12 protein-coding genes are annotated in these 26,075 nt (G+C 67.0%); 6 read left to right on the top strand and 6 right to left on the bottom strand.

Annotated features, from left to right (window positions below):
• The first annotated feature begins 38 nt into the window (after positions 1-38).
• A complete protein-coding gene (locus tag CFB41_RS05860) occupies positions 39-590 on the top strand; it encodes a peroxiredoxin (RefSeq protein WP_069247531.1) in 552 nt (183 codons plus the stop codon).
• A gap of 80 nt (positions 591-670) precedes the next feature.
• Here the strand turns inward: CFB41_RS05860 and CFB41_RS05865 are convergent, their stop codons facing one another.
• Positions 671-1,300: an NAD(P)H-binding protein gene (locus CFB41_RS05865; protein WP_089439591.1), complete on the bottom strand. Its 630-nt coding sequence runs from the start codon at positions 1,298-1,300 to the stop codon at positions 671-673.
• 267 nt (positions 1,301-1,567) lie between these two features.
• Between CFB41_RS05865 and CFB41_RS05870 the strand changes: the two genes are divergently transcribed.
• Complete coding sequence (locus CFB41_RS05870; RefSeq protein ID WP_089455872.1) at positions 1,568-3,088, top strand: NYN domain-containing protein; 1,521 nt, start codon at positions 1,568-1,570, stop codon at positions 3,086-3,088.
• Between the two features lie 79 nt (positions 3,089-3,167).
• Here the strand turns inward: CFB41_RS05870 and CFB41_RS05875 are convergent, their stop codons facing one another.
• From CFB41_RS05875 to CFB41_RS05895, 5 genes are all read right to left on the bottom strand, one after another.
• A complete protein-coding gene (locus CFB41_RS05875; RefSeq protein ID WP_089455873.1) occupies positions 3,168-3,551 on the bottom strand; it encodes a VOC family protein in 384 nt (127 codons plus the stop codon).
• Positions 3,552-3,654: 103 nt separating this feature from the next.
• The gene (locus CFB41_RS05880; RefSeq protein ID WP_089455874.1) at positions 3,655-6,963 is read right to left on the bottom strand and encodes an efflux RND transporter permease subunit; all 3,309 of its coding nucleotides are present in this window, start codon (positions 6,961-6,963) and stop codon (positions 3,655-3,657) included.
• A gap of 3 nt (positions 6,964-6,966) precedes the next feature.
• Entirely contained in the window at positions 6,967-10,080 is a 3,114-nt protein-coding gene (locus CFB41_RS05885) for an MdtB/MuxB family multidrug efflux RND transporter permease subunit (RefSeq protein WP_089439595.1), read from the bottom strand.
• A 15-nt stretch (positions 10,081-10,095) separates the two neighbouring features.
• Entirely contained in the window at positions 10,096-11,457 is a 1,362-nt protein-coding gene (locus CFB41_RS05890; RefSeq protein ID WP_089455875.1) for an MdtA/MuxA family multidrug efflux RND transporter periplasmic adaptor subunit, read from the bottom strand.
• A gap of 254 nt (positions 11,458-11,711) precedes the next feature.
• Positions 11,712-12,536: an IclR family transcriptional regulator gene (locus CFB41_RS05895; protein ID WP_089439597.1), complete on the bottom strand. Its 825-nt coding sequence runs from the start codon at positions 12,534-12,536 to the stop codon at positions 11,712-11,714.
• A 765-nt stretch (positions 12,537-13,301) separates the two neighbouring features.
• Here CFB41_RS05895 and CFB41_RS05900 point away from each other — a divergent pair.
• The 4 genes from CFB41_RS05900 (at position 13,302) to CFB41_RS05920 (ending at position 26,027) form a co-directional block, all read left to right on the top strand.
• Positions 13,302-14,885: a multicopper oxidase domain-containing protein gene (locus tag CFB41_RS05900; RefSeq protein ID WP_089439598.1), complete on the top strand. Its 1,584-nt coding sequence runs from the start codon at positions 13,302-13,304 to the stop codon at positions 14,883-14,885.
• Between the two features lie 68 nt (positions 14,886-14,953).
• Positions 14,954-16,603: a multicopper oxidase domain-containing protein gene (locus CFB41_RS05905; protein ID WP_089455876.1), complete on the top strand. Its 1,650-nt coding sequence runs from the start codon at positions 14,954-14,956 to the stop codon at positions 16,601-16,603.
• A 17-nt stretch (positions 16,604-16,620) separates the two neighbouring features.
• Positions 16,621-25,530, top strand: coding sequence for a choice-of-anchor Q domain-containing protein (locus CFB41_RS05910; RefSeq protein ID WP_256940848.1), 8,910 nt, complete (start codon positions 16,621-16,623; stop codon positions 25,528-25,530).
• A complete protein-coding gene (locus tag CFB41_RS05920; RefSeq protein ID WP_089455877.1) occupies positions 25,527-26,027 on the top strand; it encodes a hypothetical protein in 501 nt (166 codons plus the stop codon). The genes CFB41_RS05910 and CFB41_RS05920 overlap by 4 nt, the downstream gene beginning before the upstream one ends.
• The last annotated feature ends 48 nt before the right edge of the window (positions 26,028-26,075 follow it).

The following is a 26,075-nucleotide window of genomic DNA, read 5'->3' on the forward strand; positions in this document are numbered from 1 at the left end:
CTGCATCGAGGCTGACTTTATAAGAAATGAGGACGCAGATGAAGCGAAAACTGTTGCTGGGCGCCGCCGTGGCGGCGCTGGTGGCCGGCCATGCGCTGATGGCGCAGGCGGAATTGAAGCCGGGTGCCGCGGCGCCCGATTTCACGACGCAGGCGTCGCTGGGCGGCAAGACTTACACGTACTCGCTCGCGGACGCGCTGAAGCAGGGGCCGGTCGTGCTGTATTTCTATCCGGCCGCGTTCACGAAGGGCTGCACGATCGAGGCGCATGCGTTCGCGGACGCGGTCGACCGTTACAAGGCTTACGGTGCGACGGTGATTGGCGTCTCGGCTGACAAGATCGACACGCTGACGAAGTTCTCGGTGAGCGAGTGCCGGAGCAAGTTCCCGGTCGCGGCCGATCCGGACGCGAAGATCATCCGGGAATATGACGCGAAGCTGCCGGCGATCGACAAGGCGAACCGCGTGTCCTACGTGATTTCGCCGGAAGGGAAGGTGCTCTACGAATACACGAGCCTGTCGCCGGACAAGCACGTCGAGAATACGCTCGCCGCCGTGAAGGCGTGGGCGGACGCGCATCCGAAGCAGTAAGCGGGCGACCCGCACGGCAAAGCGGCCCGTCGTGCGGGCCGCCGGTACGGAGCGACGCAGCCGCCGCGCGTGAGAGGCTGTTATGCGCGCAATGCCTGCTCGATCGGCACGCTGCCGCCGACGAAGCCGACGATCTTGCGCGAGATGCCCAGCTTGATCGCCTCGATCGCGGCCCAGGCGACATCCTGGCGCGATACGGGTGGGGCGCCATCGAACCATGCGTCGGTGAGCGCGATCTTGCCGACACCCGGATCGTCCGTGAGCGGGCCGGGGCGCAGGATCGCGTAGTCGACGCCCGACGCGATCACGCGATCGTCGCCTTCGCGCTTCATCTGCGAATAGTGGCGCAGCGCGTCCGGGCCGAGCTCCGGCCGGTACGCGGACAGCGAGCTGATCACCACCAGCTTCTGCGCGTTGTAAGCCAGCGCGTATTCGGCCGCGCGGGCGACCGCGTCGCGGTCGACCTGTTCCTCTTCGGCCGCGCCTTCCGATTCGGCCGAGCCGGCCGCGTAGATCACGTGCGAGATGCCCTGGAATGCGTGCGAGAAATCGTTCGTCAGGTCGGCCTCGACCACCCGTGCGCCTGCGAGCGCATAGCCGTGGCGGCGCACGAGCGCCGTGACCTCGAACTCCGGCTGCTTGAGCAGCAGATCCGCGCAGGCCTGACCCGTTCGGCCGGTCGCGCCAATCAGCAGTACCTTCGTCGTCATGAAACCGCTCCTTGCTCGATGCGTCATCCTTCCAGATAGGGACGGACGACCGATAACTCAAGTGTAATGTCGATTTGCCGCGGCGGCGGGGGTGTATTAAGGGGCATACCGGCATCGGGCATACCGGCTGCGCGCGACCGACATCGACATTCCGGCCGCCAATCGTTCACACGGATGCGGGAATGACGCGCCGACCGGCTATCATGTGCGCGATGCTTTTTTCGCCGTTACGTCCTACAACGCATCGGCCCACTGGTTGGAGTACACATGGCATTACCCCTGGACAACGTCAGCATGGCCGTGTTCTGCGACTTCGAGAACGTCGCGCTCGGCGTGCGCGACGCGAAGTACGAGAAGTTCGACATCAAGCCCGTGCTGGAGCGCCTGCTGCTGAAGGGCAGCATCGTCGTGAAGAAGGCCTATTGCGACTGGGATCGCTACAAGGGCTTCAAGGCGTCGATGCACGAGGCGAGCTTCGAGCTGATCGAGATTCCGCACGTGCGCCAGTCGGGCAAGAACTCGGCCGACATCCGGCTCGTCGTCGACGCGCTCGACCTCTGCTACACGAAGTCGCACGTCGATACGTTCGTGATCATCAGCGGCGACTCGGATTTTTCGCCGCTGGTGTCGAAGCTGCGCGAGAACGCGAAGAAGGTGATCGGCGTCGGTGTGAAGAAATCGACGTCGGACCTGCTGGTCGCGAACTGCGACGAATTCATCTTCTACGACGACCTGGTGCGCGAGCAGCAACGCGCGCTCGCGAAGCGCGAACAACAGCAGCGCGCGGGCAACGGCGGCGCGAAGCGGCCGGACGAGCCGTCGTCGCGCAAGCACGACCTGGACGCGCGCAAGGCCGAGGCGATCGCGCTGGCCGTCGAGACGTTCGACGCGCTCGCGTCGGAGCGGGACGATGTCGGCAAGATCTGGGCGTCGGTGCTCAAGAGCGCGATCAAGCGCCGCAAGCCGGATTTCAACGAGTCGTATTACGGATTCCGCGCGTTCGGCAACCTGCTCGACGAGGCGCAGGCGCGCGGCCTGCTCGAAGTCGGGCGTGACGACAAGTCGGGCGCGTTCGTGTCGCGGGCACGCCAGCAGTCGACCGCGGAGCACGTCACGGCGGGCGGTGAAAGCGGCGGGCACGGCGGCGGACACGGCGGCGCGCACCACGGTACGCGCGCGGCCGAGCCGGCGCGGGCCGCGCGCAATGCGCAACGTCGCGGGCAGCGGGCGGAAGCGGTCATGCACGAAAGCGTGCAGGTCGAAGCGGACGAGACGGAAGTGGCCGACGTCGCCGAGGTGGCTGAGGCGGCACCGATGAGGTCGCCGGCGGAAACGGTCGAAGTGGCCGAAGTGGCCGACGCGCATGGCGATGCGAAGGATGGCCGCAAGCGCGCGCGCAAGACCGCGGCGAAGAAGGCAGGCGCGAAGAAGGGCGCCGCCGCGAAGCGCGCAGACCGTCAGGCAGCCGGGACGCCGGACGACGCCGGGCATGGCGCGCCGAAGCACGGCGACAGCAAGCACGCGCACGGCAAGCATGCCGACGACGCGCATCGCGACGCGGAGCAGGGCGACGAGCAGCATGTCACGATGACCCACGCCGGGCCGGCGGCAGGCGATGCCGGCAGCGAGCGTGCCGCCGCCCAGCCATCGCACGACGCGGCGCCGGCTGAAGCCCATGCCGACGCGGTTGCGCAAGCGCCGGCCGCTGCCAAGCCGAAGAAGCCGGCCCGCAAGGCCGCCCCGCGCGCGCGTCGTCCGCGCAAGACGGCGGCGGACGCTGCCGAGTAACGTCGGTCGGCCGGATGCCGTCCCGAGCGGGGCGGCATCCGCGTCACGGTACGGGCCGGTGCAACGCCGGCCCGTCGAACTAGCCGTTCAGCACGTAAGGCTGCGTCATCACTTCGAGGAAGTGGCCGTCCGGATCGTCGAAGTACACGCCTCGGCCGCCGTTGTGGCGGTAGATGTCATCGGGTTGCCGCTTCGCCGGATCGGCCCAGTGCGGCAGCCCGCGCTCGCGAATGCGCGCGAGCACGCGATCGAAGCCTGCTTCGTCGAGCAGGAACGCGTAATGCTGCGACGCGATCGCTCCCGACCGTTCATAGAAATCGAGCGACACGCCGTTGCCGAGCGGGACGACCAGCATCGCGCCGAACGGCGTCGGCGGCGGCAATTCCAGCAGCTCGGTGAGGAAGCGGCTCGACGCGTGCTTGTCGCGGCACCAGACGATCGTATGGTTGAGCTGGACGTTCATGGTGGGTCCCCGTGAAGGGCGCAGCGGTGGGCATGGACTCACGATAGCCGATCGTCGCCGCGGTTCAAGCGCAAAAAAACGGCCGCACAAGGCGGCCGCTTCATCACTCCCCGGCAACGGCCGGCCCGCCGCTATTCCCGCGGCGGTTGCGCCGTTTCTCGGCCCACACGCGGAAGCGATCCATATACAGGTAGACGACCGGCGTCGTATAGAGCGTCAGCACCTGCGACACGATCAGGCCGCCGGCGATCGCGATCCCGAGCGGCGCGCGCAGCTCGGCACCGTCGCCGTGGCCGAACGCGAGCGGCAGCGCGCCGAGCAGCGCGGCCATCGTCGTCATCATGATCGGGCGGAAGCGCAGCAGGCACGCCTCGTGGATCGCGTCGAACGACGACTTTCCGTTGTTGCGCGTCTGGTCGATCGCGAAGTCGACCATCATGATCGCGTTTTTCTTCACGATCCCGATCAGCAGGATCACGCCGATCAGCGCGATGATGCTGAACTCGGTCTTGCACAGCAGCAGCGCGAGCAGCGCGCCTACGCCGGCCGACGGCAGCGTCGACAGGATCGTGATCGGGTGGATGTAGCTTTCGTACAGGATCCCGAGCACGATATAGACGGCCAGCAGCGCCGCGAGGATCAGGATCGGCTGGTCGTTCATCGACTGCTGGAACGCCTGCGCGGTGCCCTGGAAGCTGCCGACGATGGTCGGCGGGACGCCGACCTGCGCCATCGTCTGGTAGATCACCTGCGTCGCCTGCGACAGCGACACGCCGGGCGGCAGGTTGAACGAGATCGTCGTCGCGACGAACAGCCCCTGGTGGTTGACCGACAGCGGCGTCGTGCTCGGCCCGAACGTCGCGATTGCCGACAGCGGGATCATCGTCGACTTCGACGTCGACACCGACGCACCCGACGACGCGCTCGACTTGCCGCTCGCCGCGATCGAGTTGAGCGCCTGGTTGCGCGCGGAGTCGGACGCGATCGCCGCGGCGCTCTGCGTGGCCGTGCCGGCGCTCGACGTGCCGGCGGCCGTCGCGACGTAGGTGCCGGCCGCTGCGTTGGTGGTCTGCGAGCCGTTTGCGCTGCCGCCCGACGTGCTGACCCACACCTGGTTCAGCATCTCGGGGCTCTGCCAGTACTTCGGCGCGACTTCCATCACCACGTGGTACTGGTTCAGCGGGTTGTAGATCGTCGAGACCTGGCGCTGGCCGAATGCGTCGTACAGCGTATTGTCGATCTGCGCGGGCTTGATGCCGAACCGCGCGGCCGTCGCCCGATCGATCGTCACCATGGCTTCCATGCCGCCTTGCTGCTGGTCGGAGTTCACGTCGGTCAGCTCGGGGCGCTTCTGCAGCGCCTCGGTCAGGATCGGCCCCCACTTGTACAGGTCGGCGCTCGAATCGCCGAGCAGCGTGAACTGGTACTGCGCGTTGCTCTGCCGGCCGCCGACGCGAATGTCCTGCGCGGCCTGCAGGAACGTGCTCGCGCCGGCGACATCCGACAGCGGGACGCGCAGTTGCTGGATCACCTGGTCGGCCGACAGCTTGCGCTCGGTGCGATCCTTCAGCGTGACGAACATGAAGCCCGAGTTGGTCTGCGTGCCGCCGGTGAAGCCCGCGACGCTCTTCACGTTCGGGTTGCCCTGCACGATCCGCATCATCTCGGAGAACTTCAGCTTCATCGCCTGGAACGACGTCGACTGGTCGGCCCGGATGCCGCCGATCATCAGCCCGGTGTCCTGCTGCGGGAAGAAACCCTTCGGCACGACGATGTACAGGTAGACGTTCAGCCCGATCGTCGCGAACAGGGTCAGCAGGATCAGGAGCGGCCGGCGCAGCGCCCACGACAGCGAGCGCTCGTAGCCGCGCTGCATGCGGCTGAAACAGCGTTCCAGGAAACGTCCGAAGCGGCCTTCGTTTTGCGGGTCGTGCGACTCGGGCAGCAGGCGCGCGCACATCATCGGCGTGACCGTGAGCGACACCGCGAGCGAGACGGCGATCGCGAGCGACAGCGTCAGTGCGAACTCGCGGAACAGCCGCCCGACGATGCCGCCCATCAGCAGGATCGGCAGGAACACCGCGACGAGCGAAATGCTCATCGACAACACCGTGAAGCCGACCTCGCGCGCGCCGTCGAACGCGGCCTGCATGCGCGACTTGCCGTTCTCGATATGCCGCGAGATGTTCTCGAGCACGACGATCGCATCGTCGACGACGAAGCCGGTCGCGACGATCAGCGCCATCAGCGACAGGTTGTCGATCGAGAAGCCGAGCAGGTACATCGCACCGAACGTGCCGATGATCGAGATCGGCACCGCGACGCTCGGGATCAGCGTCGCGCGCCAGTTGCGCAGGAACAGGAACACGACCATCACGACGAGGCTGACCGCGATCAGCAGCGTGTGCTCGGTGTCCTTCAGCGACGCGCGAATCGTGGTCGAGCGGTCGAGCACGGGCGTGACGGTGATGTCGGCCGGCAGCGACGCGGTGAGCTGCGGCAGCGCCGCGCGCACGCGGTCGATCGTGTCGATGATGTTCGCGCCGGGCGAGCGGTAGAGGATCACGAGCACCGCGCGCTTGCCGTTCGACAGGCCGAGGTTGCGGAGATCCTCGACCGAATCGACGACGTCCGACAGGTCGGACAGCCGCACGGCCGAGCCGTTGCGGTAAGCCACGACGAGGTCGCGATATTGCGACGCCTCGGATGCCTGGTCGTTCGTATAGAGCTGGTAGCGCTGCGGGCCGAATTCGATCGCGCCCTTCGGCGCGTTGGCGTTCGCGGAGGCCAGCGCCGCGCGCACGTCCTCGAGGCCGATCCCGTAGTGGAACAGCGCCTGCGGCTCGAGCTCGACGCGCACGGCCGGGTTCGCGGAGCCGCTCACCGACACCTGGCCGATCCCGTCGATCTGCGACAGCGACTGCTGCAGCACCGTCGACGCGGCGTCGTACAGCTTCGCGGGCGACGAGGTCTCCGACGTCAGCGACACGATCATGATCGGCGAATCGGCCGGGTTGACCTTGCGGTAGGTCGGGTTGCTCTTCAGCGCGGCGGGCAGGTCGGCGCGCGCCGCGTTGATCGCGGCCTGCACGTCGCGCGCGGCGCCGTCGATGTCGCGGTTCAGCCCGAACTGCAGGATGATCCGCGCGTTGCCGACCGTGCTCGTCGACGTCATTTCGGACACGTCGGCGATCGAGCCGAGGTGCCGCTCGAGCGGGCTCGTCACGCTGGTCGCGACCGTTTCCGGGCTCGCGCCCGGCAGCGACGCCTGCACCGAGATGGTCGGGAAGTCGACCTGCGGCAGCGGCGACACCGGCAGCTTGACGAACGCGAACAGGCCCGCGAGCGCGACGCCGATCGCGAGCAGCGTCGTCGCGACGGGGCGGGTGATGAAGGGGCGCGACAGGTTCATCGATTACGCATCCGTGCGCGGGCCGGCTTGCGGGCCGTGGCGTTCGAACCAGCCGCGCACGCGGCGTGCGAGCGAGTCGAAGCCGAGGTAGATCACGGGCGTCGTGAACAGCGTCAGCACCTGCGACACGATCAGGCCGCCGGCGATCGCGATCCCGAGCGGCTGGCGCAGCTCGGAGCCCGCGCCGGAGCCGACGATCAGCGGCACCGCGCCGAGCAGCGCGGCGAGCGTCGTCATCAGGATCGGCCGGAAGCGCAGCAGGCACGCCTGGTAGATCGCCTCGCGCGGCGGCTTGCCTTCGACGCGCTCGGCCTCGAGCGCGAAGTCGATCATCATGATCGCGTTCTTCTTCACGATGCCGATCAGCAGCACGATGCCGATGATCCCGATGATGTCGAGGTCGTGCCCGGTGATCATCAGCGCGAGCAGCGCGCCGACGCCGGCCGACGGCAGCGTCGACAGGATCGTGATCGGGTGGATGTAGCTCTCGTACAGCACGCCGAGCACGATGTACATCGTGACGACCGCGGCGAGGATCAGGAACAGCTGGTTCGACAGCGATGCCTGGAACGCGAGCGCCGCGCCCTGGAAGCGCGTCTGGAACGACGCGGGCAGCCCGATGTCCTTCTCGGCGGCGTCGATCGCCTTGACCGCCTCGCCGAGCGACGCGCCCGGCGCGAGGTTGAACGAGATGGTGGTCGACGGGAACTGCGACAGGTGCGCGACCAAGAGCGGCGACGGCCGCTCGTGGAACGACGCGATCGACGCCAGCGGCACCTGGCCGCCGCCCGCCGACGGCAGGTAGATGTCGTTCAGCGATTGCGCGTAGTGCTGGTCCTTCGGCTCGGACTCGAGAATCACGCGGTACTGGTTCGACTGCGTGAAGATCGTCGACACGATGCGCTGGCCGAATGCGTCGTACAGCGCGTTGTCGACGGTCGCCGGCGTGATGCCGAAGCGCGCGGCGCTCGGGCGGTCGATCTCGATGTAGACCGACTGGCCGTTGCTTTGCAGGTCGGTCGCGACGTCGGCGAGCGACGGCTCCTGCTGCAGCCGGGCCACGAGCTTCGGCACCCAGGTCGCGAATTCCTCCGAGTTCGGGCTCGTCAGCATGAACTGGTACTGCGTCGGGCTGACGGTCGAGTCGATCGTCAGGTCCTGCACCGACTGCATGAACAGCGAGATGCCGGTGATGTTCGCGACGCGGTGCTGCAGGTCGCGGATGATCTGTGCGGCCGACTCGGAGCGTTCGTCGCGCGCCTTGAGGTTGATCAGCATCCGGCCGCTGTTCAGCGTGATGTTGCTGCCGTCGACGCCGATGAACGACGTGAGGCTCTCGACGTTCGGATCCTTCAGGATCTCGGCCGCGAGCGCCTGCTGGCGTTCGGCCATCGCGCCGTACGAGATCGACTGCGGCGCCTGCGTGATCGCCTGGATCACGCCGGTATCCTGCGCGGGGAAGAAGCCCTTCGGCACGTAGACGTACAGCAGGCCGGTCAGCGCGAGCGTCAATAGCGCGACGACGAGCGTCGAGCGCTGGCGGTTCAGCACCCATTCGAGCGCGACCGCGTAGCGCGCGATCACCCAGTCGATCGCCCGGTGCACGCGCGCCTCGAAGCGGTGGCTCTCGGGCGGCGGCGAATGGCGCAGCAGCTTCGCGCACATCATCGGCACGAGCGTGAGCGACACGATCGCCGAGATCACGATCGTCACCGCGAGCGTGATCGCGAATTCATGGAACAGGCGCCCGACCACGTCGCCCATGAACAGCAGCGGGATCAGCACCGCGATCAGCGACACCGTCAGCGAGATGATCGTGAAGCCGATCTGCCGCGAGCCCTTCAGCGCGGCCTCGAGCCCCGTTTCGCCTTCCTCGACGTAGCGCGCGATGTTCTCGATCATCACGATCGCGTCGTCGACGACGAAGCCGGTCGCGATGGTGAGCGCCATCAGCGACAGGTTGTTCAGCGAGAAGCCGGCCATGTACATCACCGCGAGCGTGCCGATCAGCGACAGCGGCACCGACAGGCTCGGGATGATCGTCGCGTATACGTTCGCGAGGAACAGGTACATCACGAGCACGACCAGCGCGACCGCGAGCATCAGTTCGAACTGCACGTCGCGCACGGCGGCGCGGATCATCGTCGTGCGGTCCGTGACGATCTCCACGTCGAGCGCGGCCGGCAGCGTTTCCTGCAGCTTCGGCAATTGCGCCTTGATCGCGTCGACGGTCGCGATCACGTTCGCGCCCGGCTGGCGCTGCACGTTCAGGATGATGGCCGGGTCCGAATTCACCCACGCGCCGAGCTTGGTGTTCTCCGAGCCGGCGACGACCGTCGCGACGTCGGTGAGCATCACCGGGCGACCGTTCTTGTAGGCGACGACCGCGCTGTTGTACTGGTCGGCGCTCGTCAGCTGGTCGTTCGCGTTGATCGTGTACGCGCGCGTCGGGCCGTCGAAGTTGCCCTTCGGCGTGTTCACGTTCAGGTTCGAGATCGTCGTGCGCAGGTCGTCGAGGTTCATCCCGTACTTCGCGAGCGCGGTCGGGTTCGCCTGGATCCGCACGGCCGGGCGGTTGCCGCCCGACAGGCTGACGAGACCGACGCCCGCGACCTGCGAGATCTTCATCGCGAGGCGCGTGTCGGCGAGATCCTGCACCTGCGTGAGCGGCAGCGTCTTCGACTTGACGGCGAGCGTCAGCACCGGTGCGTCGGCCGGGTTGACCTTCGCGTAGATCGGCGGGGCAGGGAGGTCGGACGGCAGCAGGTTGCCGGCCGCGTTGATCGCGGCCTGCACTTCCTGTTCGGCGATGTCGAGCGGCAGGTCGAGCGAGAACTGCAGCGTGATCACGGACGAGCCGGCCGAACTCTGCGACGACATCTGGTTCAGCGACGGCATCTGCCCGAACTGACGTTCGAGCGGCGCGGTGACCGACGAGGTCATCACCTCCGGGCTCGCGCCCGGGTAGAAGGTCTGGACCTGGATCGTTGGATAGTCGACTTCCGGCAGCGCGGCGAGCGGCAGGAAGCGCAGCGCGACGAGACCGGCCAGCATGATCGCCGCCATCAGGAGGGCGGTGCCGACCGGCCGGAGAATGAAGAGGCGGGATGGATTCATCGAGCGGCCCGCGCGTTACTGGGCCGCGGGGGCCGCTGCCTGCGACGCGCCGTGCTTGTGTCCGCCGCGATGGCCGCCGGCATCCGATGCGCCCGACGCCGCAGCGGCGCCGCGCGCGCCCGACGCGCCTTTCGGCTTGTCGGCCGGGATCGAGATCTTCGCGCCTTCGCGCAGGCGGTCGGAGCCGTCGGTCACCACGCGCTCGCCGACCGACACGCCGCTGACGATGCTCGTGCGTTCGCCGTCGACCGGGCCGATCGTGACCTTGCGCACGGTCACCGTGTTGTCGGGTTTCACGACGTAGACGAACTGGCCGATCGAGCCGGTCAGCACGGCCGAGGTCGGCACGATCGTCGCGTTGCGCAGCACGTCGACGAGCAGGCGCGTGTTCACGAACTGATTCGGGAACAGCATGCCTTCCTTGTTATCGAAGTTCGCGCGCAGCTTGACCGTGCCCGTGCTCGTGTCGATCTGGTTGTCGAGCGTCGCGAGCGAGCCGGTCTCGAGCGGCACCGTGTTGTTGCGGTTGTACGCGGTGACCGACAGCTTCTGGCCCGCGTTCACCTGCTTGAGGATCTGCGGCAGGTTGTCTTCCGACGTCGTGAAGATCACGCTCATCGGCTGCAGCTGCGTGATCACGACGAGGCCGTTGGTATCGCCCGGCGTCACGTAGTTGCCGGGGTCGACCTGGCGCAGGCCGACGCGGCCCGACACCGGCGCGGTGATGCGCGCATACGTGAGGTTCAGCTTCGCGGAATCGATCGCGGCCTGGTCGGTCTTCACCGCGCCTTCGTATTGCTTGACGAGGGAGGCCTGCGTATCGACGGTCTGCGACGCGATCGAGTCCTGCGACAGCAGCGTCTGGTAGCGCTTCAGGTCGAGGCGGGCGGTTGCGAGCAGCGCCGAGTCGCGCGCGTGCGTGCCTTCGGCGTTCTCGAGCGCGACCTGGTACGGGCGCGGGTCGATCTGCGCGAGCAGGTCGCCCTTCTTGACGATCTGGCCTTCCTGGAACGCGACCGACTGCAGGTAGCCGGACAGCTGCGTCTTGACCGTCACGTTCGCGAGCGGCGTGACGGTGCCGAGCGCGGACAGCACGATCGGCATTTCGCCCTGGGTCGCGGTCGCGACCTGGACGGGCTGCGGAACGTTCGCCATCGCGGCGGGGCCGCCACGGCCGCGCTTTGCGCCGCCGGCGCTGGCCGCCGTGCCTTGCGCCGTGCTGCCGGCCGCCGGCGTGCGGTTCCACGGATGCCACCAGAGCAGGCCGCCGATGACGACGACCGCGAGTGCGCCGGCCATCAGCGTGCGGCGCGGGCGCCGCGCGGCGGGGGACGCGGGGTCTTTCGAAGGAGGCGTGGGCTTTTGTTCGTTATCCATTGTGATCTGTCAGGAAGACGGCGCGGCGGGCCGGAAATCGGACTGCTGGGCTGCGCGTGGGCGAGCGGTGCCGGGGAGGGGGCGCCCGGCTCGGTCCGGGCCCCCGCCGGTCTGCGCGGGAAAAGAGCGGTGCGCACCGCGAGTGCGGCGCGACGATGGGCATGATCCTACGTCCCGTCCCCGTTACAGTCCAGTGGTCTATCTTTCAACGGGTTACGGTCGTTACAGAACGCGACAGTGCGATGACGAAACGCTTACACGCTGATGCGACGGGCCGGTGCGCCGCCGATCTCGCGGGTGATTTTCGCGATACATTCGTGCAGCGCGGGCACCACGTGTTCGTGCAGCCATTCGGGCGGGCACTGGTGCGACGCGCCACCGCAATTCACCGAATAGCGCTGGCCCGACGGGCCGACGAAACCGGCCGCGACGGCATTCAGACCTTCGCGCCATTCGCCGATCGCGATCGCGTGGCCGTCGCGCATCGCCTCGTCCAGACCGGGGGTCAGGCGGGCGGACACATGCGGCCAGTCGTCGCCCGCCGTGGTGCGCAGCGACTCGAGCAACTGGCGGCGTTCGTCGTCCTCGAGTGCGGCAAGATACGCGCGGCCGACCGCGGTGCGTGCGATGTCCATCCGCGAGCCGATTTCGAGGCGCGTGACGAGGACGGCCGAACGCGGGCGGATCACGTCGATCGCGACCATGTCGAGCCGGTCGCGCACCGCGAGATGCACGGACAGCGACGTGCGTTCGGCCAGCTCGATCATGAACGGCCGCGAACGCGCGCGGATGTCGAAGTTGCGCAGGAAGCCGTGGCTCAGTTCGAGCACCGACGCGGTGAGCACGAAGCGCTCGCTGTCGGGCAACTGGAACAGGAAACCGGCGCTGACGAGCGTCGCGGTGATGCGCGAGACGGTCGGCTTCGGGATGCCGGTCAGTTCGGTCAGCTCGCGGTTGCTGACGGGCGCGTCGGCCGCCGCGATGCGGCGTAGCACGGCGAGGCCGCGGGCAAGGGCGGTGATCTCGTCGGGCGACGATTCACGGTCCCGCGACGCGGGAGGGGTTACAGTTGTCGACACGAGGGATTCTCTCTAATTCCGAAACTCGATTTCAATTTTGTTGGTATTGTAGGACTATTGTCAAAGGATGCATGTTCTGCGGGCGAACCGGTCATCGGATGAGATTTTACGGGTTCACCCTTGGTTTATTAGGAAAACGCTCAAATGAGCGTTGCCAGAAAGTGCATGAACCGGTGCAAATACCGCTTGACTTGTCGGGCGGAAACGGAAAGAATGTCTCACGTTTTCGAAACATCGTTTCAAGAGTTTAACCGGCAACGATGTTTCGCGCAGTCTCTCAGGTTCTAGCACGGCCCTCGGAATGGCTAGAACTTTTTTAGCGCCACGGTCTCCGTGGCGCTTTTTTTTGCCCGTTTTCCGGCAACCGCCCGGTTTGCCGCGATCGAAGATCCGCTTCGTTGCAGCGGGGCCGGCACCGCTTGCCGCGTCCTGCACGATCCACCGCCACCCCCGCGATTTTAATTAATTTCTGCTATCGGGAAAATTCCGGCAATACGTCGACGGTCGTCGTGCGCGTTGCATCGGACAAATCCTGGGCCACGACGCGTCTGCCCGAACGTCGCACGTCCCCTCCGTGCGGAGCATGTCGCCCCTTCGCGTGCCGGAGCCCCCCTATGCAAAAGTAGGGGGGTGACCCATCCCGGCCAGCCGCGCACCTCTGCAGAATCCAGATACGGGCCGATGCGAAGACTTCGTCGGCCCGCGTCCGCAGCACAGCATGACGTCCAGCCCGTATCGCTGGTTGACCCCTTGGATGGAGGTCATATGTTCCGTACCCGCGCGTGTTGCAGCAGTGTGGCGGCACTGTTGCTCCTGATGTGCGCCGTTCCCTCGTTCGCCCAGTCGTTCCGGGTCCAGTGCCCGTTCACCACGCCGTCGCACCCGACCGCGCTGGCGCCCGGTGTCGGCGAACCCGCTTACACGAAGCCGACCTATACCGGCCAGAATTCCACGTCGACCGGCGCGGTGAACGGCGCGATCAAGTGCCAGCAGATCTCGGGCGGCGACGGCTACGCCACGATGGCCAACGGCGTGCAGACCTACCTGTTCGCGTTCGGCCCGCTGTCCGGGCTCGCGGACATCAAGGCCGGGCTGCCCGGCACGCAGCTCGCGTCGGTGTTCAACACCGTCGGCGACCCCAGGACGGACCCGACCTACAACGGCGCGGTCGGTCTCGCGCCCGATCCGGATGCCGGCGGCGCGCTGACCGGCCACGTCGATCCGCGCCCGATCATGGACATCGGCGTGATGAACGGCAACCAGCCCGCGCCGATGATGGCGATCGACGAGGACGACGAGTTCTTCCTCACGCTCACGAACGTCGGGATGATCATGCGCCCCGACCTGTTCGAGAAGCATACGGTGCACTTCCACGGCTATCCGAACGCGTCGTCGTTCTATGACGGCGTGCCGGACGCGTCGGTCGCGATCAATATCGGCGCGAGCTTCACGTACTACTATCTCGCGCCGGATGCGGGTACCTATTTCTGGCACTGCCACATCACGCCGCCGGAGCACCTGCAGATGGGCATGGTCGGCCAGATCTACGTGCGGCCGCGGCAGGACCGGGTGCCGAAGGGCGTGTCGCTGTACGACGCGCTGATGACGCAGCAGTCGGACCTGCGCACGCGCTGCGGCAACGACATTCTGTGCTCGACGCCGGTGCCGCCGCAGAACAACGGCCTCGTGCGGGCGGCCAACGTCAACATTCCGCCGACCACGCCGGAGACGCTGTCGCTCTACGCATACAACGACGGCGACGGCTCGACCGCGTACGACGTCGAGTATCCGATCCAGATCCATGGCTTCGATCCGAACTTCCACTTCGTCGGCATGACGTTCAATCCCGAACCGTTCACCGACATGAAGGACAAGTTCTTCCTGCTGAACGGCCGCAGCTATCCGGACACGGTGACCCAAGGCGCGATGTCGACGCCCGCGTCCGACAGTGCGATGCATCCGTCGCAACCGCTGCCGACGCTGGTCAACATTCCGGCCGGCGGCCGCGCGCTGTTGCGGATCTCGGATCTCGACGTGACCGAATACCAGACGCTGGCGTCGCTCGGCATCCCGATGCACGTGATCGCGCTGAATGCCCGCATGTTGCGCGACATGGCCGGCAACAACATGGCCTACGACACGAACTCGATCACGCTCGGAGGCGGCGAGTCGCTCGACCTGATTCTCGACGCCAGCGACAAGACGAAGTACCACTCGGGCCAGATTTTCTACCTGTACACGCCGAACCTCGATCACCTGTCGAACGATCAGGAGAACTTCGGCGGCCTGATGACCGAGGTCCACATCTGCAGCGCCGTGGATCCGGTCACGAAGCATTGCACTCTTTGATGACCAGGGGCCGCCCGCATCATCGGGCGGGCCCCCGGCCGGGAAGTCCTGCCCTGAGGAGAAAAGCCGTGGGACACATCACTCATCATGCGTGGACCGCGACGCTCGCCCGTCTCGGACGGCTCGCACGCGTCGGTGTCGCGACGCTCGCCGCGTTGCTGTCGGTGCACGCGCACGCCGCCGCGCCGGGCATCACCGGCAAGGTCTTCAACCTCACGGCACAGGAAGCGCGCATCACCCAGCCGGACGGCACGAGCGTCTATTCGTGGGGCTACGGCTGCGCGGCGACCAGCGCGACGCCGCTCGTCTTCTCGCCGTCGACGATTACCGGCGCGACCTGTCCGACGATGCAGATCCCCGGTCCGACGCTGATCGTCAGGCAGGGCGACATCATCACCGTGACACTCACCAACAACCTGCCGGCGGCAGCCGGCAACACGTCGATGCTGTTTCCCGGCTTCGTCGTGTGCACGGGCACCCTGAGCCCGGACGGCAAGACCTGCACCGGCACCTCCGGCGTTGCGGGGCTGCTCGCGCAGGAGGCGCAGCACGGCGCGACGGTCACCTACACGTTCGTCGCGGCGACGCCGGGCACGCATGCGTACTACAGCGGCACGCAGGGCGATCTGCAGATCGAGATGGGGATGTACGGCGCGATCATCGTGCTGCCGAATACGGCGGTCAACACGGCGGGCTGCATGGCGCTGCCGGATTCGGGCCGGCCGTTCGGCCAGCGCGATTTCCGCAACGCGGCGGCGGCATTCGACAACAGCGCCGCCTGCTATGACCGTGAGTATCTTTTTCAGTTCTCCGAAATGGATCCGCGCATCCATCAGCAGGCGGAGCAGCAGGTTGCGGCGAATACGTCGTGCACCAGGCCGACCGGCTGCATGACGGTCGAGACCGAGCCTTATCACCCGGCCTATTTCATGGTCAACGGCCGCTCGATGCCGGACGACATGGATCCGAACTACGCGCCGCAGTACCCGCACCAGCCGTACAACGGCAATCCGCACATGCATCCGGGCGAACTGGTGCTGCTGCGGATCATCGGCACCGGCCGCTGGCAGCATCCGTTCCACGAGCACGGCAACCACGTGCGCGTGCTGGCGCGCGACGGCAACCTGTTGCTCAGCCCGGTCGACCCGAGCCACCCGGCGAACCCGCGGCTGCCGGCCGGCCCGCTGCTGTTCACGACCACCACGACGCCGGGCGCGACGATGGACGGGATTTTCTACTGGACCGGCAAGGGCCTGAACTGGGACGTCTACGCGCACTACCCGGGCGACGGCTCCGTCTGCGTGCCCGACGCGAACGGCTACTACACGACGGCGTCGAACCCGCCGGCGCCGCGCAACGCGCCGAACTACTACGAGTGGTGCCAGGACCACGGCAAGGCGCTCGAGAAGGCGCCGTTCGGCAAGGTCGCCAGCGGCGGGCCGGTCACGTTGCCGGACTCGAACATCCTGACGAACGGCTTCTGGTATGGCGGCAGTCCCTATCTCGGGCCGGACGCGACCGTGCGTGCGACGGCGCCGACCGGCACGTCGCCACCCAGCAACACGATCCTGAACCCGCCGGCGACGGAAGCAGGCTTCGCGTTCATGTGGCACTCGCATAACGAGCGCGAGATCACGACGAACAACATCTTCCCGGGCGGAATGATGATGATGATGCTCGTTGATCCTCCGGTATTTCCGATCGACGAATCCAATTAGGGGTGGGGAGAAAGACGATGAGATCCACCAAGCTCACGGCGACGCTCCTTGATCTGTTCAAGGCGGGGGTCGCGGCATCCATCTTGCTGACGGCAGGCGAAGCCTGTTTCGCGCAAGCGGTCGTCAATCTGACGGCGAAAGCGTCCACGGCGTTGATGCCGGACGGGCAGGCCGTGCCGATGTGGGGCTACAGCTGCACGCCGGCTGCCGTGGCGACGGTGCCGGCCGCGAATGCGACCTGCGCGGCGGCGAATCCGGCCGCCGGCGCGAACTGGTCGCCGGTGGTCGTCACCGTGCCGGCCGGGCAGCTGCAGATCAACCTGACGAACAACCTGCCTGCGCCCGTGCCGACCTCGCTCGTCATCGTCGGCCAGCTGGGCGGCGGTCTGGGCGACAAGCCGACGACCACGCCGAGCCCGGTCCATCCGACGCAGACCGCCACGACCTGGCCGATCGTCACGGCGACCTCGACCGCGCCGATGGCATCGTTCGTGCCGCCCGCGCAAGGGCCGCGCGTCCAGTCGTTCGGGACCGAGGTGGCGGCGTCGACCGATCCGAAATCGCACACGACGCTCACCTGGACCAATCTCAAGCCCGGCACCTACCTGCTCGAGTCGGGCACGCACCCGTCGATCCAGGGGCCGATGGGCCTCTACGGGGTGCTGGTGGTGAAGAGCCCGAGCGTCCCCAGCTCGACGTGCGCATCGACGAAACAGGCCTATCCGAATTCGGTGTCCTGCTATGACGCTGACGTGCCGCTCGTGATGAGCGAGATCGATCCGGTGCAGAACGCTGCTGTTGCCGCGGCCGTCGCGACCAAGGGCTTCAGCGAAACCGCTGCGTGGTCGGGGCAGCCCGGCGGATGCGGCGACTCGAAGTCGGTCACGTTCGGCACCTGCTATCCGCCGGTGGTGAACTACGATCCGCGCTACTACCTGATCAACGGCGTGGCCTTCGATCGCACCAACCCGAACGCGTCGGCGTTCCCGCCGAGCGCGATGGTGCCGCCGTCGACGGGGCAGGTGCTCGTGCGCCTGGTGAACGCCGGGCTGCGCATGCACGTTCCGGCCGTGGTCGGCGCGCAAACGGGCAATCCGTCCGTTCCGGGCTTCACGCTGATCGCCGAGGACGGCAACGTGATTCCCGGCGCCGCGCGCATCCAGAACGCCGTGTTCATGGCGGCCGGCAAGAGCTACGACGTGATGCTGAACGCGCCGGCCGCCGGTGCGATGCCGGTATACGACCGCGAGTTGAGCCTGTCGACCAACAACATGCGCGATGGCGGGATGCAAGGCTACATCGCGGTCAACAACGCCCAACCGTCGGCGACTGCCGGCATCGGCGAAACGCCGACCGCCGCGGGTGCGAACTATTACTTCGTGCCGGGCACGACGCTTGCCGTGTCGGATCCGGCCAAGGGCGTGATCGCGAGCGACTCCGGCGTGTACGGCGTGAAGGTCAAGACGCCGCCCGCGAGCGGCACGCTCACGTTGAACACCGACGGTACGTTCACGTATCTATCGAGTAGCAGTGCGAACGACAGTTTCGTCTATCAGTCGACCAACGGCACGCCGCCGGTGACGGCGAAGGTGACGTTGACCGCCTGTACCACGAGCAACAAGTGCCTGTCGGTCCCGACGGCCGGCAATGCGAGTTTCGCGAGCAACATCGCGTCGCAGATCCAGGTCGGCGCACCGGGCGTGCTCGCCAGCGCGAACGATCCGGCCGGGTTGCCGCTCACCGCGCAAATCGTCGCGTCGAGCGCGACGAACGGCACCGTGACGCTGAATCCGGACGGCTCGTTTACCGCGGTGCCGTCGACGCCGCGGGTCGGCAACGGCGCGGCCGCGCAGACGATGACGTTCCAGTACAAGGTCACCAATACGCAGATGCAGACGAGCGCGAATGCAGGGACGGTGACCGTGACCTTCAATCCCGGCAGCGGGCTGGTCGTGAACGTGATGGACGCGCCGAGCATGGCGCCGGATGCGACCGCGCCGAACAAGGCGGTCAAGCTCACCGACTATCGCTGGATCATCGAGGAAGACCGCACGATGCAGATCGATCCGGCCTGCCAGGTGAATTCCGCGACGGGGCGGCCGGCGAACTGCCCGCCGCTGCCGGTCCCGAGCCTCGGCACGAACTTCCACACGAGCTACATGCCGGTGGTGGCGTCGGGCTGTGTCGGCACCGTCGCATGCGAATCCGGCCAGACCGTGTACGACCCGGTGTCCAACACGCACGTGGCGACCGTATGCGACGTCGGCAACGGCGTGTGCCGCACGGGCCCGAACGTCTCGCAACAGGCGCCGGTCGATCCGAAGTACGTGGCGCTCGATCCGACCAAGCATTACTACATCTCGATCCTGCCGGGCGATGCCGGTAACACGTTCACGAACGGCGGCGGCGTGTCGCCGGACGGCAAGCGGCCATTCAGCATCGCGCTCGACTGCCCGTCGGGCCCGAGCGGCGCGGATTTCGCGCCGGGCACCGGCAAGTGCGGCCACAGCATGGGCGGCGCGCCGATTGCGCCCGCGCAGGTCGCGGCGGCGAAGGCCGGACAGACCGGTGCGGGACAGGCCGGGCAGCTCAACGTGCTGTTGACGGAAACGCCGTACCAGACCGCGAAGCTGTCGGTGTTCGTGTTCGAGGACGATGCGCCGCTGAACGGCGAAGTGGACGTCAGCGGCGGGTCCGACGGATTCGGCACCGCACGCGAGCCGGGGCTCGGCGGATTCGAGATCAAGCTCTGGGACGATGCGGGCGGCACCGGCGACCCGACCGGACAGATGACCTACGACATGTTCAACATGCCGCTGTCGAATTCGCTGCAAGGCACCGTCGACCCGCTCACCGGGCTCAATGCGTGCCCGATCTCGACGGCGACCGACGGCCTGGTCGGCATGATTCCGACCTGCCCGAAATACGAATCGGACGGCAAGACGCTGTCGCCGCTCGTCGGCCAGGCCATCATCGCCAACCTGATGCCGGGCCGCTACGGCGTGATCGCGACACCGGCGGCCGACCGGATCGGCCGCGGCGAGGAGTGGCTGCAGACCAACACGCTCGACGGACAGAAGGCGCACGACGCGTTCATCAAGGTCGGCGGCCCCGCATACTTCCAGGAGTTCGGGCCGGCCGGCTATCACGTGTCGATCGGCTTCGCGAATCCGAAGATCATCAACGCGCGCAGGACCAACGCGGCCAAGACCGGGATATGCGACACCGGTCCGTGCCCGAACACGCTCACGGGCCGCGTGACGAACCTGCACTACAGCCGCCCGCCGAACGAGAACCTGTACAGCAGCGGTTCGCGCGACTCGCTGGCGTTCTCGCAATGCTATGTGAGCGTCGGCGATCCGGACAGCGAGGACTACGGCTTCACCAAATGCGACAGCCAGGGCCGGTTCACGATCAGCGGCTTGCCGAGCGGCACGACCCGCATCACCGTGTTCGATCAATGGAACGACCAGATCGTCGACGGGCTGGCCAAGGCGGTCCAGTTGCCCGCGGCCAACGGGAGCACGACGGTCGACGTCGGCGACCTGTCCGTACTGCAGTGGCATACGAACCTCTATACGCGGACCTTCATCGACCTGCACGGCGACGGCGTCTCGCATCCTGACGACCCCGGCATCGCGCTGGCATCGGTCAACATGCGGTTCCGCGACGGCAGCTTCTCGAACTTCAATGCGACCGACGGCAATGGTTACGCGCCGTTCAACGAAGTGTTTCCGCTGTTCAACTGGTATGTGGTCGACGACGACCTGACGCGCTTCAAGTCGACCGGCACGCACGTGGTGTACGACGCGGGCGGTCCGGTGGACGGCACCGGCGCTGCCGGCAGCGGGCACTCGACGGTGGCCGCGTACTTCGCGAACACGGCCGAAACCGTGCCGCTGCCGTCGAACCTGCATGTGCCGGGCGCCCGGTATTGCGCGGACGCGGACTGCGCGTCGACCGGCAGCGGTTCGACCGGGCGCGTCGATCCGCCGTGGGCGGGCACGGAGGCATGGCAGGGCTTCTCCGGCCAGAACTCGTTCATCGAGTACGGCAAGACGCCGTTCGCGAAGGGCGAGAACGGCGGGATACGCGGCGAGGTGATCTACGCGTCGACGCGGCCGTTCGACGATCCGACGCTGCTGATCCACACGAAGTGGACACCCGACGTGCCGAACGTCACGGTGAACCTGTACCAGGAGGGCACGGCCACGGACGGCACGACCAACCTGACGCTGGTGGACACGACCAAGACGGCGAGCTGGGACGACTGGGCGCAGGGCTTCCGCGCGGACGGCGTGACGCCGAACATGAACTGCCCGGGCCAGGATCCGAACGACCCGTTCTACTTCACGCTGAAGAACAGCACCAACTGGCTCGATCCGCAACATCGCCAGCTGCCCGCGAACGCACAGTACAAGTGCTACGACGGCATGCACGCGTTCAACCAGATCCAGCCGGCGCCGTATGACGGGATGTACAAGTTCCCGAGCGTGACCGCGACGGATGCGAACGGCAAGCCGGTCGCGTCGAACTGCACGATCTGCGTCGGGAAGAACCCCGTCGACGGCACGCCGATGCTGCCGGCCGGCAAATACGTGGTCGAGATCATCGTGCCGCCGGGCTACGAACTGGTGAAGGAGGAAGACAAGAACATCCTGATCGGCGACAACTACATCGCTCCGGTGACGCAGCAGTTCGCCGGCATCGGCGCGGTCTTCATCCTGCCCGACCAGGCCGCGGTGAACTCGACGTACAACAAGAACAACCCGCAGAACCCGACCACGAACCTCGGTTCGACGCCCCATGCCGAAGGCGACACCGGCAGCGTCGAGCGGTTCTGGCCGTGCGTCGGCGAGCTGCGCATCGTGCCGGACTACATGAGCCTGTTCCCGGGATCGAAGGAAGTCGCGCCGTTCGCGGGTGCATCGCGGCATCTGTGCGATCGCAAGGAGGTGATGCTGACCGACGAGGAATCGGTGCTCGCGAAGTTCTGGATTTTCAGCTCGACGCACGTCGCGGCGCACTACACGGGCTTCATGCTCGACGACTTCTCGTCGGAGTTCGACCCGTATTCGCCGCAGTTCGGCGAGAAGTTCGCCGTGCCGAACGTGCCGATCTCGTTCAAGGATTTCTCCGGCAACGAAACCTCGCGCACCTATACGGACCAATGGGGCATCTACAACGGGCTGACGTTCTCGACCTGGGAAGTGAACCCCCCGAACCCGACCGGGTATGCGCCGACGATGATGGTCGCGTGCATGAACGATCCGGGCCCGATCCCCGATCCGCAGCACCCCGGCAAGACGATTGCCGACCCGCTGTACAACCCGGCATACAGCCAGTTCTGTTACGAGATTCCGTTCATGCCCGGACAGACGCAGTACATGGATACGCCGGTGGTGCCGGTGCAGTCCTTCGCGGACGGCTATAACCAGCCCGACTGCGCGTATCCGGATGCGACGCCGGCGATCTCGAGCGTGACCGGCGATGCGATCGGCGCCGGCGCGGGCCCGTGGGTCAGCGCGCCCGGCAAGCAACTGACGATCAACGCGCTGGGCGACCAGCAGGTGGTGAACCACGCGTACACAGGACCGAGCCAGACCACGGCGCCGTTCAACCAGAAGTTCATCACGCGCCACTACGGCTTCGGCGCGACGCAGGGCACCGGCTCGGTCACGATCGCGGGCGTCAATGCGACGGTCGTGTCGTGGAGCGACTCGAAGATCGTGGTGCTTGCGCCTGACCTGAGCCTTCCGTCGCTCCCGTCGCTGAAGGTGCCGTCGACCTGCACGATCCAGCAGATGGGCGCACCCGCGACGCAGTGCGGCGAGCTCGTGATCACGGCCGGCAACGGCAAGCGGTCGATCGATGCGGTCACGGTGACGATCGGCGGCAAGGCGCCGACCTACGTGAGCGGCGAGAACGGCGCGAGCAATGCGCTCCAGACGGCGATCAACAATGCGAGCGCGGGCGACATGATCGTCGTCGGTCCGGGCACGTACAACGAGATGCTGGTGATGTGGAAGCCGGTGCGGCTGCAAGGCGTGGGCGCAGCGTCGGTGACGATCAATGCGAATACGCATCCGTCCGGCAAGCTCGATCCGTGGCGCAGGCTCATCGCGTGCCTGTTCGGCACGTCGCTGAACGGTGGGGTGATTTCGGCCACGTACGACCCGACGAAGCCGATCTCGTCGACCAACAACCCGTACGATCCGTCAGGCACCTACCAGTGCCCGGTGCAGATGCAGGGGCACGTGGATCCGATTCCGTTCGAGCCGACCGTCGGCTGGGACAGCAATCAGAACGGCAACCTGGGCGAGCTGCTGATCGAGCCGTCGCTGCTGGGCGCGTATGAAGGCGCGGGCATCACGGTGCTGGCCAAGGGGGTGCAGCCGAGCACGAACTGCACCGCGAACGGCATCTGCACGATGCTCACGGCGCACGATTGCACGACGGACCCGAACAACCCGAACTACGGCAACTTCCTGTGCAACCCGTCGCGCATCGACGGGGTCACGGTCACCAACAGCTCGCAGGGCGGCGGCGGGATCTTCCTGCACGGCTGGAACCATTACACGGAGGTATCGAACAACCGCGTGACCGGGAATGCCGGCACGCTGTCGGGCGGCATCACGGTCGGCCAGGTGGAAGTGCCGGACGGCAACATCGCCGCGGACGGCGTGACGCAGTTGCCGTTCATGTACAACACGTTCGTCAACGTTCACCACAACGCCGTCACGGCAAACGCGTCGTATGGCGACGAGATCAACTCGACCACGCCGTCCTCAGCCGGCGGCGTGACCCTGTGCTCGGGCGCCGACTACTACCGCTTCAACTACAACTGGGTCTGCGGCAACATGAGCAGCGGTGACGGCGGCGGCGTCTCGCACTTCGGGTTCAGCTACAACGGCGACCTGTCGCACAACGTGGTGTTGTTCAACCAGAGCAACAACCCGACGTTGCCGACGTACGGCGGCGGGATCATCGCGCAGGGGGTGCCGCCCGACGGCACGTTCTGCGAGAACTCGACCGTCGACGTCGATTGCGCGCCGCAGCTGTCCGACGGCATCGGCCCGAATCTCGTGATCGACGGCAACCTGATCATGGGCAACACGGCGGAAAGCGGGAAGGGCGGCGGGCTGCGGCTGCAGAACGTCAACGGCACGGACGTGCAACGCAATCTCGGCAATCCGAACAACTGGTACCAGGTGCGCGTGATCAACAACATCATCGCGAACAACGTGGCCGGCTGGTCGGGCGGCGGCGTGTCGCTGCAGGATGCGGTGCGCGTCAGCTTCATCAACAACACGGTGATCGCGAACGATGCGACGGCGTCGGCGGGCGTGCTCTTCAATACGCCGGCCGCGTCGCAGTCGAACGTGGCGCCGCCGGGATGCACGAGCAGCACGACCAGTGCGGACTCGACCTGCACGAGTTTCATCGAGACATCGACGCAGCAGCCGGCAGGACTGGAGACGACGACGCATACGCAGAACCTGATGGCGGCGTTCGTTCCGCCCGCGGGCTTCACGGGGCAAGTCACCTGTCCCGCGAACGCGCCGAACTGCACGAAGTTCTCGAATCCGGTGCTGAGCAACAACCTGTTCTGGCAAAACCGCTCGTTCTACATCTCGGTGAGTGCGCAGCCGAACCCGAACATACCCGGCTTGCAGAACGCGGTCACGCTGAACCCGGTGCTGAACCAGAAGGGGCAATCGACAGGCTTTTGCGTGACGGGCGGCGCGACCCCGCCGTTCTACTGGGACATCGGCGCGTACGGCGACACCGGGCCGGCCAATCACCAGTCCGGGCTGACCATGAACCCGCAGTACTCGATCATGACCAGCACGGCCGGTTACGACGCGACCAACAAGGCAGCGGACCCGCAGACGACCAGCCAGTACTGCAACGGCTCGCGGGTGCCGCCGGAAGCCGGCGGGAACGGCTTTGCCGTACCGCCCGGGATCGCCGACGCGGTGTTGCCGAACCCGTTGTTCGGGCTGATGCCGTCGGCCACGCCCGATGAAGGCAACCAGTGGATCAACATGTCGTACGGGCCGCTGTCGCTGTCCAACGAGGCGCTCCAGCCGGGCAGTGCCGGCTACAACGTGATGATGGGCAACTACTCCATCAAGGGCACGTCGCCGGCGATCGGGGCAGCCACCGCGAACGGCGCGCCGAATCACGACATCTTCGGCACGCCGCGGCCGCAAGCCAACGGCTACGACATCGGCGCGGTCGAGTACGTCGCGCCTGGCCTGCTCGGCGGCCTGCTCGGCGGCGGTACGCCGATCGACCCGCTCGCATTGGGGAGCCAGCCGACCGGCCTGGCCGCGCTGATCCCCGGAGGCGGCGGAATTCCGGGCGGCGGTGGCATCCCGGGTGTCGGCGGTATTCCGGGCGGCGGTGGAATCCCGGGTGTCGGTGGCATCCCGGGCGGCGGCGGCATCCCGGGCGGTGGTGGCATCCCGGGCGGCGGCGGCATCCCGGGCGGCGGTGGAATTCCGGGTGTCGGTGGCATCCCGGGCGGTGGTGGAATTCCGGGCGGTGGTGGAATTCCGGGCGGTGGAGGCATCCCGGGCATCGGCGGCATCCCGGGGATCGGCGGAATCCCGGCCATCTTCAGCCGTAACGTGCCGCTGCCGCCGATCAAGGCGCCGGCGCTGCGGCGGCCGCTGGCAGGGGCGCGGCTGGCTCCGCCGGTGACCCGGCCGCTGCCGGCCGGCGTGTTGGCGCAGTCTCCGGCGCTGGCGCGGCCGCAATCGGCTGCGCTGCTGCAGGCCCCGGCCCGGACGCCGCCGCGTGCCCGCACGCAGACGCCTGGGCAGTCGCCGGCGCAGACACGCGCGCAGCCGTCCGTGCGGCTTCCGGCGCCGACCCCGGCGCAGGCGCTACCCGCGCCGCTCACGGGAGCGATGCAATGAAACGGGCGGCCGTCCGTGCGGCATCGATGCTGCTCGCGGGCGCTGCCTGCCTCGCCGCGGTCCGGCCTCAGCCGGCCGCGGCCGGGCAGGATGCGCCGGCCGGACCCGCGGCCATCCGGCACTCGCCGTACCTGCCGGTGAGCCTGCCGCGGCAGGCGAAGGCCTATTACCAGATGGCGAAGGGCATCGACAACTTGCACGTGCGCAGCACCGCGTCCGGCAACCTGATCCGTTTCAGCTACCGCGTGACCGATCCCGACAAGGCGCGGCTGCTCGGCGACACGAAAGCGACCGTCTATCTGTACGGCGAAACGAGCCACGCAATGCTCGTGATTCCGGTGATGGACCAGATCGGCGCGCTGCGGCAGACCGGTCAGCTCGAGACCGGACGCGAATACTGGATGGTGTTTTCCAACAAGGGAGGGCCGATCAAGCGCGGCGAACGGGTCAGCATCCTGATCGATTCGCTGCACATCGACGGGCTGGTGGTCGAGTAATCACATACATGCGCATGCCGCCGCGCATCGGCAACGGGCGGCCTGCAT

Origin of the sequence: Burkholderia sp. AU33803, assembly GCF_002223095.1 — a bacterium.
GTDB lineage: Bacteria > Pseudomonadota > Gammaproteobacteria > Burkholderiales > Burkholderiaceae > Burkholderia.